This is a genomic window from Lutibacter litoralis, from assembly GCF_014646675.1.
GTDB classification, from domain to species: Bacteria; Bacteroidota; Bacteroidia; order Flavobacteriales; family Flavobacteriaceae; genus Lutibacter; species Lutibacter litoralis.
Genome location: NZ_BMNS01000005.1, coordinates 163737 through 177275, shown reverse-complemented (window position 1 = coordinate 177275; position 13539 = coordinate 163737). Strand labels below are relative to the sequence as shown.

At 29.5% G+C, this 13539-nt stretch carries 10 protein-coding genes; 4 read left to right on the top strand and 6 right to left on the bottom strand.

What is annotated here, in order from left to right; translation table 11 throughout:
- Positions 1-19 precede the first annotated feature (19 nt).
- The 3 genes from IEW75_RS09180 (at position 20) to IEW75_RS09170 (ending at position 4325) form a co-directional block, all read left to right on the top strand.
- Positions 20-1117, top strand: coding sequence for a 6-phosphofructokinase (locus IEW75_RS09180; RefSeq protein ID WP_134246766.1), 1098 nt, complete (start codon positions 20-22; stop codon positions 1115-1117).
- Positions 1118-1395: 278 nt separating this feature from the next.
- The gene (locus tag IEW75_RS09175) at positions 1396-3576 is read left to right on the top strand and encodes an amino acid permease (protein WP_134246767.1); all 2181 of its coding nucleotides are present in this window, start codon (positions 1396-1398) and stop codon (positions 3574-3576) included.
- Positions 3577-3896: 320 nt separating this feature from the next.
- Positions 3897-4325: an FKBP-type peptidyl-prolyl cis-trans isomerase gene (locus tag IEW75_RS09170; protein ID WP_134246768.1), complete on the top strand. Its 429-nt coding sequence runs from the start codon at positions 3897-3899 to the stop codon at positions 4323-4325.
- A 175-nt stretch (positions 4326-4500) separates the two neighbouring features.
- On the opposite strand, the gene IEW75_RS09165 is transcribed toward IEW75_RS09170, so the two are convergent.
- Complete coding sequence (locus tag IEW75_RS09165; RefSeq protein WP_134246769.1) at positions 4501-5817, bottom strand: MFS transporter; 1317 nt, start codon at positions 5815-5817, stop codon at positions 4501-4503.
- 281 nt (positions 5818-6098) lie between these two features.
- Between IEW75_RS09165 and IEW75_RS09160 the strand changes: the two genes are divergently transcribed.
- The gene (locus IEW75_RS09160; RefSeq protein ID WP_134246770.1) at positions 6099-6668 is read left to right on the top strand and encodes an acetate uptake transporter; all 570 of its coding nucleotides are present in this window, start codon (positions 6099-6101) and stop codon (positions 6666-6668) included.
- Between the two features lie 165 nt (positions 6669-6833).
- Here IEW75_RS09160 and IEW75_RS09155 read toward each other — a convergent pair whose 3' ends face one another.
- From IEW75_RS09155 to IEW75_RS09135, 5 genes are all read right to left on the bottom strand, one after another.
- Positions 6834-7355 (bottom strand): nuclear transport factor 2 family protein, encoded by a 522-nt coding sequence (locus IEW75_RS09155; protein ID WP_134246771.1) that lies wholly within the window; start codon positions 7353-7355, stop codon positions 6834-6836.
- Between the two features lie 144 nt (positions 7356-7499).
- Complete coding sequence (locus IEW75_RS09150) at positions 7500-8417, bottom strand: EamA family transporter (RefSeq protein WP_134246772.1); 918 nt, start codon at positions 8415-8417, stop codon at positions 7500-7502.
- A gap of 154 nt (positions 8418-8571) precedes the next feature.
- Positions 8572-10125, bottom strand: a complete 1554-nt coding sequence (locus IEW75_RS09145; RefSeq protein WP_134246773.1) for a DEAD/DEAH box helicase — start codon at positions 10123-10125, stop codon at positions 8572-8574.
- A 94-nt stretch (positions 10126-10219) separates the two neighbouring features.
- Positions 10220-10696: a hypothetical protein gene (locus IEW75_RS09140; protein WP_134246774.1), complete on the bottom strand. Its 477-nt coding sequence runs from the start codon at positions 10694-10696 to the stop codon at positions 10220-10222.
- 17 nt (positions 10697-10713) lie between these two features.
- Positions 10714-13530 (bottom strand): alpha/beta hydrolase family protein, encoded by a 2817-nt coding sequence (locus IEW75_RS09135; protein WP_134246775.1) that lies wholly within the window; start codon positions 13528-13530, stop codon positions 10714-10716.
- Between the last annotated feature and the right edge of the window lie 9 nt (positions 13531-13539).

Sequence of the window (13539 nt, the reverse complement as noted above, 5' to 3'; positions counted from 1 at the left end):
AAAAAACATATAGGTAGTAATGAAGAAAAAAGTATTAGTATTAACTGGTGGAGGCGATTGCCCAGGATTAAATGCAGTTATTAGAGGAATTGTTAAACGCGCTGCACAAACTGAAGATTGGGAAGTTATTGGAAGTATCCAATCATTTGATGGTGTTTTGCGGGAGCCTACAGAAATAATGGAGTTAACTGAAAAACGGGTTTCTGGTATTCACTTTCAAGGAGGTACTATATTAGGAACTACAAATAAAGGTGGCCCTTTGGCTTGGCCTGTAAAAGAAAACGATGGAACATGGTCATTTATTGACCGTTCTGATGAAATGATACGCAAGTTAAAGCATATGGGTGTTGAAGCTGTTATAAGTATTGGTGGAGATGGTTCACAGCGTATTTCACAAGCCCTTTTTGAAAAAGGCTTAAATGTAATCGGAGTTCCTAAAACAATTGACAACGATTTATCTGCAACAGATTATACTTTTGGTTACCAAACTGCGGTTCAAATTGCTACTGAAGCAGTTGATAGACTAGTAACTACTGCAGCATCACATAATCGTGTAATTATTCTTGAAGTAATGGGGCGAGATGCTGGTTGGATCGCCTTAAGTTCAGCTTTAGCTGGTGGCGCAGAAGTTTGTTTAATTCCTGAAATTCCATACGATTTAAATAAAGTTTTGGGTGTAATAAACAAACGATTTAAAGACGGAAAAGGGCACGTAATTATTGTTATTGCAGAAGGTGCAAAACCAGTTGAAGGAGATGTTTTGGCCCAAGAAAGCGATGAAGTTGGTAGAGCTAATTTAAAATTAGGAGGTGTTGCAGATAAATTATTGAAAGATTTAAAAGCTGCCGGTTGTGATGCAGATATGAGAGAAACAGTACTTGGACATTTGCAACGAGGAGGAGTTCCAATTGCATTTGACCGTATTTTAGCAACTCAATTTGGTGTTAAAGCTATGGAATTAGCACTTGAGGGAGAGTTTGGTAAAATGGTAGCATATCAACATCCTAGTATTGTAGCTGTTCCTTTTTTAGAAGCAATTAGTAAATATAACATTATAAAACCAGATTCATCATTGGTTAAAACCGCGCGTGGAATTGGAATGTGTTTAGGTAATTAATAAAACTTATTTATTAGAAAGCACACTTTATTTAATAAATAAAGTGTGCTTTTATTATTTACATACAGTTGTTCAGCTACTACAATAGTGGTTCTCATGAATTTTGTTATCTGAATTATTTCAGATAACATACATACTAATTTTAAATCTTTAAAGAATAAAAAAGCTCAAAACATATTTGTCAATATTGATTTTAGGTTTCCTTCTTTTTTAAAATAAGTTTAATTATATTTATTTCAAATTTGAAATAACCTTTAATATAATTTCAATTCAACTGAATGCAAGGAAAAAAATTTGGAACATTTGCAGGTGTTTTTACACCATCAATCTTAACTATTTTAGGTGTTATAATGTACATGCGTTTAGGCTGGGTAGTTGGAAATGCAGGACTTATTGGTGCTATAATGATTATTATTTTAGCACATGTTATTGCAGTTTCAACGGGTTTAAGTGTATCTTCAATTGCAACTGATAAAAAAATTGGAGCTGGAGGTGTTTATTACATTCTTTCTAGAAGTATGGGAATTCCTATTGGTGGGTCAATAGGTATTGCGTTATACATTGGTACAGCATTATCCATTGCACTATATTTAATTGGTTTTGCTGAAAGTTTTAATGAATATTTTGGATTTGGAGTAACAATTAACGACTTAAGGTTAACAGGAACAATAGCACTGTTATCACTTACCTGTTTGGCCTTAATTAGTACATCTGTGGCAATAAAAGCTCAGTTTTTTATTTTAGCAGCAATAAGTATTTCATTAGTCGCTATCTTTTTTGGAAACTCCGACTTTCAACCAGAAACAATTGAATTGTTTTCTTCGGTAGATGCTGTACCTTTGGAAGTTATTTTTGCTGTGTTTTTCCCTGCTGTTACCGGATTTACTGCAGGAATTGCAATGAGCGGAGATTTAAAAGATTCGAAAAAATCAATTCCTATAGGTACTTTGCTAGCAATAGGAACTGGGCTTGTTATTTATATACTAGTGGCTATTTATTTAGCTTTAAATGTGAGCTCTGATGTGCTAAAAACAGATTATAATATTTTAATGAAAATTGCACTTTTTGCTCCTGCTGTGGTTGCAGGAATCTGGGGAGCAACACTTTCTTCTGCTTTAGGTGGAATTCTTGGAGGACCAAGAATTTTGCAAGCAATGTCTGTTGATAACGTAACTCCTAAGGTCTTTAGAAAAGGAAGAGGGAAAAATAATGAACCCGTTAATGCTTTATTTTTGGTTTTTTTAATAGCTGAAGCTGGTGTTTTAATTGGTGAATTAGATGTAATTGCACGAATAGTTTCTATGTTTTATTTAACGGCATATGGGTTTATCAATATTTCCTATTTCTTAGAAAGTTGGGCAAATCCAGACTTTCAACCATCTTTTAAAATTAAAAGTTGGATTGGATTATTAGGTTTTATGGCTTGTTTTGCTGTAATGTTTAAGCTAGATATGTTAGCAATGTTTGCAGCTTTTGCAATTATTGCAGGTTTGTATTTTTGGCTACAACGTAAAGAAGTTAAACTGCAATCTAATGATGTTTGGCAAAGTGTCTGGGAAAATGTTGTAAACAAAGGTTTAAAAAAAATTGACGCTAATGTTGATGAAAATTCCAATTGGAATCCAAATATAATCTTATTTAGCGGCGAAAGTAAACATCAATCGTATTTACTACAATTAGGTAAAACTGTTTCTGGAAGAACCGGTATTGTCACAAATTTTAAACTGATTCTTGATAAAAAAAATGAAAAACCCTTAAAGAAAGTTGATCAAATTGTTAGAAATGATAATTTTGCTGAATTAGGTATTTTTGCAAGACAAGTTAAAGTTGACAATATTTACAACGGGATTACTAATATTGCTACAACCTATGGTTTTTCTGGTGTTGAACCAAATACAATTATGATGGGCTGGCCTAAAGGATTAGAAAATTCAACAGAATATTCTAAAATGACAGAAACGTTACTTCATTTGGATTATAATTTGTTGTATTTAGATTTTGACAGAAAAAAGAAGTTTGGAAAGTATAAAACAGTTGATTTTTGGTGGCGAGAAACCGATAGTAAAAATGCCGAAATGATGCTCAATATTGCTCGTTTTATAATTGCCTCTCCGCTTTGGAGCAACACAAAAATAAGAGTACTTTTTGTAAATAATAATAATATTAATCAAGAAATTATAAACTCCAAAATTCGTAAATTGGTTGAAGACCTTAGAGTATTAGTTGCTATAGAAATTATTAATAATGCCGTAGAACAAAAACCTTTTTACAATATTATTGAAGATTATTCTAAAAAAACTGATTTAACAGTTGTTGGAATCCCAAATTATAAAATTGAAAAACAAGCTGAATTTGTTCTAAAAACAAACCAACTCTTTGAAAGTATAGGTTCTACCCTTTTGGTAAAAGCTGCAAATAATTTTAACGTCCTTGATTTAAACTTTATTAACAATAAATAATCGCATTTAATCTCCTAAACTATTTTCAATTTACACTAATTTACAAATCTCTTAACCTAAATTTTAACGTTTGACCTGACATAATTACAGTTTTTAATTATGGTATATAGAAAAGGTTTAAACATTATAATAAAACAGGTATTACCCATAATTAAATGGATAAAGCGCTATAATATATAGAATATTTGTCAAATAAGTTTATTTGAAAGCTATTTCTGGTTTTTGGCTTGGTTTTAGTACAATAACAAATTAATGTTAAATTTAAATACAAAGCGTGTAAAAATTATGCAAAATGTATTTTTTAAATTAAAAGTAATTTTATGATTCAAGTTAAAGAAAACAACACGGTTAAGGTACACTACACTGGAAAATTATCAGACGGTCAAATTTTTGATAGTTCAGAAGGTAAAGAACCTTTAGAGTTTACTTTAGGACAGGGACAATTGATTCCTGGTTTTGAAAAAGGACTCATCGATATGAAATTAAATGAGAAAAAAACAATTACTCTTGCAAAAGAGGAAGCTTATGGAGAGCCAAGTGAAGAATTAATTCATGAAGTTCAAAAAAGTCAACTTCCACAAGATATGGAACCTCAAGTTGGAATGGGACTTGTATCAAAAACTCAAGATGGACAAGAAATGAATTTGATGATTGTTGAAGTTAAAGATGAAACTGTTATTATAGATGGGAATCATCCATTGGCGGGTAAAGAACTAATTTTTGATCTTGAAGTCGTTGAAATCAAATAATAAAATTTAAAATATTTTATAAAAAGCCTGACAGTATTTGTTGAATTTATTCAACATATCTCGTCAGGTTTTTTTGATATAAAATTAGGTTTTAGAATGAGATAATGATCTATATCAATTTAAAAATACTGAATAGATATGTCTTTATCATAAAGCTTACTTTCTTCTTTTTAATTTATAAATATTTTTGTGGGTTTTCAACTTTAAAAGACCCAATTATTAAGAACAACAAAAAAGCTAATGTTATATAACTAATATTGCTATAAGAACCGAAATTAGAAAAACAATAACTAAATAAACTTGGTGCAATGGCGCTTGCAATTACCAAAAAACTCATAACTTTCCCTGTAATAGATCCCAAATATTTTCTTCCATAATATTTAGGCCAAGTAACTGCATTTACAACCGAAAATAAACCTCCTAACAACCCTAAACCTGTTATTAACATATAAATTCCAAACGATGAAGATAAAAATAACAATCCTAGTGAAGCTAAAATTCCACTAGCAATCATAATATATAAATAAATTTTATGCTGAATATAATCACTTAATATATTACACAATGTTGCTACAGAAATGGCAATAATAGAAATGGGTAAAAACACTGCAATAGCCTGAGATTTTGTATAATCTTGACTCGCAAAAATAGATACCACATGAAACGTAAAACCGGTAATAAAAAAGCTATTAAATGCTAAAATTAACCCATACATCCAAAAAGCTCTTGTTTTTTTAGCTCTGGCTAAAGTAAAATTATCTTCAACTTCTTCAATATCAATGGTTTCTTTATTTTTATCTGTAATTGATCCATCTGGTTTTAAATCGAAATCTTCAGGTTTGTTTCTGTAAAATTGTATTATAAAGAAGCTAAAAATAAACAAGCAAACGGCTAGTATTTGCCAACTTAATTCCCAGCCGTAGTCATCAATTAAACGGTTGATTAAAATTGGTGATGCAGAAAACCCTAATGAAACCGTTATGCTACTTATTGCATTAATTTTACCTCGGTTTTTATTAAACCATATCATAATCATATTTCTAGAAGTCATAGTTAAAACTCCTTGTCCACTAAATCTTATAAAAAAGAATAAAACTGTAATTAAAGCAAATGGTATTATCCAAGAATCAATATTTAAAATTGATTTAAAAGTTTCACTTATTTTAACTGAGATTGAAAATAATAACAATGAAATTCCTAAAAATACAGTTGCAAAAAATGCCACATACCTTGCACCATATTTATCGAATAAAAATCCTGCTTTTGTTACTAAAAAAGAACTTAATAATGTTCCAATCATATAAGCATTGCTAAACTGATTTCTTGAAAGCCCCAGAGCATCTTTAACAGGATCTGTGAATACAGAAACCCCTACAGTTTGTCCTGGTATACTTGCTAAAACACCTATGATTCCAAAAAAAAGGACAACATAACCATAAAAAACGGGAGATTTTTTTGGATTTACTAAAGAATATCTATTAGAATTTACCATTTTAAAAATTTAACAGACAAATGTAAGAATTTAAAAAGAGTAGAACTTGTAAGACAATATAAAACTATCCAATTTTCCTGGTACATCTTTAATTTCTATAAAAAATTCAATATTATTTATAAAAAAAAATGTGCTTTTTTATAAAATTTTAAAGAAGTATATCTTATGAAATCGTTTGAAATATAGTGAAATTTTAAATCAAATTTAACAATGACTTTAATCATAATCCAAAATAAATTATTGCTACATATTTGTGCTCATTTTTAAAAAATATAATAACTATGAGTACTATTAAATTAGCAAATCCAGCAGTTGTTGGTCTTGGAGGTTTTGGATTAACAACATTACTACTACAATTTCATAATTTAGGTCTTATTGGATTAGGTCCTGTTGTAGCAATGGGTTTTGTTTTTGGAGGTTTAGCACAAATGATTGCTGGATTTTTAGAACAAAAAATGGGAAATAATTTTGGTTTTGCAGCATTTACAAGTTATGGTGCTTTTTGGATAGGATTAGGTGTTATCTGGATCTGTAATCATTTTAATATTTACAATTCAACAGGTGTTGATGTTGGTTTCTATTTAATTGTATGGACATTATTAACACTAATACTTTGGATAGCTTCCCTATTTATTCACGGAGCTATGGCTTTTACATTTACAGCTTTAGTAATAGGTTTTATACTATTAGATCTAGCACATTTCGGTTTTCCTGAATTAACTGTTTGGGCTGCTTATGTTTTAATTATTTGTGCCTTAGGAGCTTGGTATATGATGGGTGGAATAATTATTAATGATGTTGCAAATAAACCATTATTAAAAATGGGGAAACCTTGGCTTAAAAAAGGATAATTAGACTGTCTTATAATGCATTATTACTAATTTTTAAAATAGTTAAAGTGTTCATATTAGCCCGTATGGATATAATAAATTTAAATATATCATTTTTAAACACACTATGCATTTTAAGACAGTTGTTAATTAATTTTTAATTGAGTTTAGAATACCCTTTAAATTTTATTCTTCTTCAACCTCTTCAATCATATTTTTGGCTGCTTCAATTTCTTGAAGGCTTAAAACAACTTCTGAAGCGTCCCAATATCCGTGGTCTTGAACAATTTTATTATCAATAAATTGGGCTGTTAAGTGAACTGCTAAGGTTATTTCTTTATTGTTTCCAATTAAAGTTCCTTTCCAAGTTCCCCAAAAATTCACCCAAGTTTTACCATCATCTGTTAAAACCATTTCATATTCTTGACCTTCGTCAATAAATCCTCTTTTTGAATAGTTTACATCATTTTGAGTATGATATTCTGCAAGCTTTTTAGAAGCAAATGGTTTATCAACAGTATTAAAGAAGGTTTTTGAAGTATCTGCATAGTGACTTACCAAACCTTCCCAATTCTTAGTATTGTAATCTTTAATTACAGATTTTAAAACCTCAATTTCAGGCGAATTTTGTGTGTAACGCTTTGCGGCTTTTTCTTGACAAGATGCAAATAATACGATTGTAAGACTTAATAAAATTAGTTTTTTCATAATGTAAAGTTTAATTAGTTAGTACTCATAAATTCCTAATATATACAATCTTTAAAAGAGTATTTAGTATTAAATAATTGAATATTAGTTAATTACAATATGTTAAATATACTAAAAAAATGTTATTAATCGCGTTCTACAAGTTTATTGCTTTTTAAACCTTGAAAATAGCACCAATTTCTTCTTAGTATTAATAAAGAAAACACCCGTTAAAAGAATTGCAGCTGCAATTATTGATTGTAGCGTAATTTGTTCGTTTAAAAAAAACCAACCGAGCAGTAAAGCAATTATAGGATTTACATACGTAGATGTGGCAACTTTTTCTGGAGAAACTGCTCTTAGTAAATAATTAAAAGAGGTAAAGGCAACTATACTTCCAAAAATTATTAAACCAACCATTGATAATTGTATAGATGTGCTCCAATTAGCAATTGCGATCCATTCTTCTCCAAAACTAATACTAGCAATACATAACATTAAACCACCCATTAACATTTGATAACCTGTATTTACAAAGAAATTCGCAGGTAAATCTGCCTTGGCTACAAATATACTTCCATAGCTCCAACTTACCATTCCAGCAAATATCATTAACATCCCTTTAATAGAATCTTCTTGATGTATTAATTCTTTCTGACTCACCAATAAATAAATACCAATACTTCCTAATATAACTCCAATAATAGACATTGGTTGAATTTTTTTTCCTTGCAGTATTAACATTAAAATTAATACAACTAATGGCTGCGCCGATATTTCAAGTGCCGCAAAACCACTGTCAACAAATTTTAAAGCCCAAACCACTACTCCATTTCCAAAAGTTAAAAATAAAAATCCCGCAATTGTGCAATTTAAAAGCTGCTTACGTGTAATGGAGGTTTTAATCCCAGATATTTTAGCAATTATAAAAATCAAGATTGCCGCAGATAAAAAACGGATTGAAGCCAACATAAAAGGAGGTAATTCAGTTACAGCAATTTTATTTAATAAATAAGTTGATCCCCAAATTATATAAATTGAAAAAAAAGCTAGAATTACTAGTACTTTGCTATTCGATTTCATGTATTAAAAAATATGTAAAGCCTAAGCTTTTTTATGAAGCCAATATTACTAAAAAAAAGTCTTAATAAATTGGAAATTTTAATGCTCTATTTAAAATTAGTTATTTTTTATATAATACTTTGAAGTATCTTATACATTTTTTATATAAAAAAGGTTAATCTTCTGGCGGGTATCCATGAATTTCTTCAAAAACACTATCAAAATTGGCAAGTAAATAGGTTCTTAACTTTTGCCTATAATCGTCTTTTAGCCAATCTGTAAAACTATTTGTGCTTTTACAAATGCACTTTAAATATTGCTGAATTCTGTAATCTATATCGTCTCCTAATAACTTAGCCAATATTAAAGCATCGTATACATCTTCGCTATTTTCAATACAAATTCTAGCGTGTTGTTCTATAGAACGAGATAATACAACTTTAGAAGATTCTCCAATTTTTATGGCTTCTGTATATACTTTCTTAACATTAAAAAATACATCTTCTGTTTTAGAAAATTTAACTCTTAACTCTTCTGGCATTTCATACCTAAAATTATCTTCTAAATCTTCATCATTTAATAAATTATCTAAATAATAACTAGGGTATTTAAATATTTTTTGCCAATTTACTTGTGCTCCCCACATTCCAAATCGGTGGATATTATTTCCTAAATCTATCACATTAAAAGATGTTTTATCTTTTAATATTCTAGATCCTCTACCAATCATTTGATAATATAATGTTAAAGATCTGGTAGCTCTATTTAAAATAATGGTATCAACTGTTGGTTCATCAAATCCAGTTGTTAAAATACTTACTGAAGTTAAAATTGCATTGGGAGTTTTTTTAAACCATCTTAATATAAATTCACGCTCTCTTTTTGTAGCCGTATTATCTAAGTGCATAATAGGATAACCTGCCATTTTAAATGCTTCAAAAACATTTATTGAAGTGTTAATTCCGTTATTGAAGATTAATGTTTTTTTACCTAAAGATCGTTCTTCATAGGCTCTTACTAATTTTCCTAACATTTCACTATTCGTATACAAATCATCAGAAGATTTTACGGTATAATCTCCATTAATTCCAACAACTAAGGAAGTTAATCCAACGTTGTATGAGTATGTCTTTGCTTTGGCTAAAAAATTGTTTTTTATCAGCGTCTCTATAGATTCACCAATAATTAATTCTTCATAATTATCAGTCATAGGTAACTGAATATTAGAACTTAAGGGTGTTGCCGTAACACCTAGTATAAAAGATTTTTCAAAAAATTTAAATAGTTTTGTAAAAGAATTATAATGAGCTTCATCTATTATTACCAAGCCTATATCCGAAATATCTAATTTATTATCATTTAGCCTATTGTTTAAAGTTTCTACCATTGCAACATAGCAAGAATAATCTCTATGATCGTCTAAATTAGCTTTGCTATCTATTACTTTATTTATAACACCAAAGTCTGATAGCATGGAGCAGGTTTGCTTGCAAAGTTCTATTCTATGGGTAAGAATTAATACTTTTTTATTGTGGTGCTTTAAGTATTGACGCACTAATTCAGAAAAAATTACAGTTTTTCCACCTCCAGTAGGCAATTGAAAAAGCAAATGATAATCATCAGGAGCTTCTTCAAATCTTTTGAAAATTTTTGTAATTGCTTCTTTCTGATAATTATATAATTCTTTACCAGTTTTTTTTTCTTCTAAGTCTGTAGTAGTTAAGGTCACATTTGTAATTTAAAAACTCACAAAAATACAGCCTTTATTAGTGTGAATGCAACTTTTTTATGAAATTTTTTTTTCAACGGTGTATTTTTCTGATTTAATTCTTTAATTTTTGAAGCTCAACAGCAAAATCGTATTGTAAATCTTCGTGTAACGTTGATACCATTTTTTCAATAGATAAAACCTGTCTTTCAAATAGGTTTTTAAGCGTTGTATTTCGCACAATTAACGGTCTTAAACCTTTTAGTTGTTTACAAAAATAAAGTAATAATTCAACTTCTGTTTCCTTCTTCTTTGAATACCGTATATAAGTTTTAACAATCCGTAAGATTTTACGAATACTTTTTCTCATAAAATAATAACTAGAAGTATTTATTTCTTTAAATAATTGCTCAACTTCAATTTTAATACCTGAAATATAGGCATCTTCATCAGATGCCATATATAACAAGTATGTTAATAGCTCTTTATTTTCTTTTTTAAATTTTGAAAGCCTTAAAACAAGCTCAACCAATTCTGAATTTGAACAATCTTTTAATTCTGTTTTTAATTCTTTTACTGAAGCTGTTTTCATTTAAATATATTAAAAAATTAATCAGTTGTAGGAATTAGCTCATACCCTTGATTAATCCCTTTTTCAATAGCAGGAACTCCTCTTTTCATCCAAACTGGCATTGGAGCACTTTTTAAGTAATGATCAAAAAACTGTTGCATACGAATATTAAAATCCTTTCTATTTTGCATTTTTAAAGGCCAATGTGGTTCTTCATTATAATTTAGAAACCAAGATGGTTTTCCCAATCTTCTTAATGAAACAAAAAACTCTATTCCTTGATACCAAGGCACGTGTCCATCTGCATCATTATGCATAATTAATAGTGGTGTATTAATTTTGTCAATATTAAAAATTGGAGAATTTTCTACATAACGTGCTGGATATTCCCAAGGGGTACCTCCTATTCGACTTTGCGTATGCTCGTATTGAAATTGCCTACTTAAACCTGTCCACCATCTAATTCCGCCATAAGCACTAATCATATTTGCAACGGGAGCACCCGATTCTGCTGCTTTAAAAATATCGGTTTTTGTAACCAAATAAGCTATTTGATAACCTCCCCAACTATGCCCTTGCACTCCAATATTATCTTTATCAACAAAACCTTTTTCAATAAGTGAAGTAACTCCAGGAATTACACAGCTGTAGGCACTTTCTCCAGGGTATCCAATTCTATAATTAACATCTGGATTAAAAATTAAATAGCCTCTACTGGCATAAAAACTGTAGCTTATAGTAGATCTTCCCGGTGATGGCGCTTTATGATTAAAAAGTCCATCGGAGCTTTTTTCATAAAAGTTAACAATCATTGGATATTTTTTTGAAGGATCAAAATTTTCTGGTTTTATTAACATTCCAGTTAATGCATCACCATCTAAAGATGTCCAATGTACCAACTCAGCTGTTCCCCAATTGTATTCACTTTGTTGTGGATTTGCATTACTAATTTTAGTTTGTTTTTTAAAACTCAAATCAGAATAAACAATATCTGGATAAACCTTAAAACTTTGTTTTGTAAAAATTACATCTTTTGTTTCTTTTGCCTTTAAGGGTTGAGAAAATCTAAAAGCATCAGAAATTAATTGTTTTCCTTTATTGTTTTTAGGATTGAATTCAAAATAACCTGAATGTTTATTTGTTTCATTAAACGTAGAGAACAACCATTTTTCGTTTCTATTTAAAAAACGTTCTTCTCTGTCTAATTCAATGTATCTATAACTAGTTTTAGAAGCACGTCCGTTTGTTAATTTTTTACTAGAACCATTTTCAGGATTAAACTGCCAAATATCAAATCTATCATACAACAGAATTGAGGCATCATTTTCTATCCAACCTGCAGCTCCATATGATCTTGGATTTACTGGAGAATCATTCAATTCATCATAAAAACCCTTTCCTTTTGTAAGGTTTGTTATTTTTTTTGAAGCTAAATTAACTGTAAACCAAGTACTATCAACAGTATTGTATCCATAGGCATATTTAGCATTAGGACTTAAACGAACACGTCCGCTAATTTTACTTAATATTTCAGTAATATTTCCAGTATTTATGTTTACAATTGCATAATCACGTGCAGAATTTCCTGTCCACTGACTTTCCAAAAGATATGGTTCTGGATTACTAAGCAACGCAAATTCAGCATTTCCTTCGTTTCCAATTTGAGTAGAAGGATACTCTTCAGAACCTAATTGCACTAATTTATTATTTGCTAAATGAATTGCAGTTACATACGATTTTTTAGCATCGTTTTTTACTTGTAATTCCTGAACTGTGTACAACCTAGGTTCATCATAAGTCCAAACTTCTACGTTTACAATCTCTTCATCTAATAATGTAGTATCTTTTACAATTGGAGGTTTTGCTAATCCAAAATATAGTTTGGTTTCATCTTTTGAAAAATATATGTTTCCTTCTGAAGAAACTCTATAACCTTTTGGTGCAGTTGCAGGGTCTAGTAATTTTTGAGCTTTAGGTTTACCTTTAGTCCAATGGAACAATTCATTTGGTCTAACTTGAACTTTTGTAGTATCTAAATCCGCAACAAATCCTAAATTTTTACCTGAATCACTAAAATTTAACTGGTAATATTTAGTTTTATCATTAGCTTCAAAAACAGGAGTTAACTGTTTATTCTCTAAATTATATACATAAACCCCTGCATTTACTTTAGAATCTACGCCTGTTGTTATAAAGGCCAATTGTTTTCCTTCTTTAGCGAAAATATAATTTGTAACAAATTTAAAAGTATCTTGTTTAGTGGTATTTAGATCTCTTAAAACTAAATGATAGCCATTGTCTTTTCCCACTTTTTTTATTTTCTCCTTTTTCTTGTCCTTAGGTTCTCTTTTTATCGTATCGTTTTCAGAAGAATCTTTTTCTTTTTTTACAGCCTTAATTTCTTCAAGTAAATAGGCTATATAACCGTCCCATTTTTCTGGAGTTTTATAAGATTTTACATGTGCTATTTTTGAAAACGAATTAGTTTGAAGATTGTATATAGCCAAGGTGTCTTTTGGTAATTTATCCTTTTTAACCTTATTTCGTTTTAATTCTTTAATACTGTCTTTCCATGGTTTTACTGTGAAAATGGCTACTTTAGTATTATTTGTAAACACTGGTTTTTCAGCTCTTTCGTGTTCAAAAATAAGTTGACCTTTATTGTTTTTAATTTTAAGATGACTGTCCTTTTCACCTTTTTCAACTAAATACATAATAGTATTTCCATCCACTGATATTTTTTGATTTTTCACAGCATTCCAACTGTCAAAATCTTTATGATCTAACACTTTTTTTTGTGCAAAAGAAGTTGTTATTGTACTTATCAGTAAACCAATAATTAGTATTTTTCTCATAATTTTTCC

What these genes read in the sequence shown, in the direction of transcription:
- IEW75_RS09155 (WP_134246771.1), bottom strand. Translation starts at nt 7,355, where the DNA reads ATGAAAAAACTAATTTTATTAAGTCTTACAATCGTATTATTTGCATCT.
- IEW75_RS09180 (WP_134246766.1), top strand. Translation starts at nt 20, where the DNA reads ATGAAGAAAAAAGTATTAGTATTAACTGGTGGAGGCGATTGCCCAGGA.
- IEW75_RS09165 (WP_134246769.1), bottom strand. Translation starts at nt 5,817, where the DNA reads ATGGTAAATTCTAATAGATATTCTTTAGTAAATCCAAAAAAATCTCCC.
- IEW75_RS09150 (WP_134246772.1), bottom strand. Translation starts at nt 8,417, where the DNA reads ATGAAATCGAATAGCAAAGTACTAGTAATTCTAGCTTTTTTTTCAATT.
- IEW75_RS09160 (WP_134246770.1), top strand. Translation starts at nt 6,099, where the DNA reads ATGAGTACTATTAAATTAGCAAATCCAGCAGTTGTTGGTCTTGGAGGT.
- IEW75_RS09170 (WP_134246768.1), top strand. Translation starts at nt 3,897, where the DNA reads ATGATTCAAGTTAAAGAAAACAACACGGTTAAGGTACACTACACTGGA.
- IEW75_RS09135 (WP_134246775.1), bottom strand. Translation starts at nt 13,530, where the DNA reads ATGAGAAAAATACTAATTATTGGTTTACTGATAAGTACAATAACAACT.
- IEW75_RS09175 (WP_134246767.1), top strand. Translation starts at nt 1,396, where the DNA reads ATGCAAGGAAAAAAATTTGGAACATTTGCAGGTGTTTTTACACCATCA.
- IEW75_RS09140 (WP_134246774.1), bottom strand. Translation starts at nt 10,696, where the DNA reads ATGAAAACAGCTTCAGTAAAAGAATTAAAAACAGAATTAAAAGATTGT.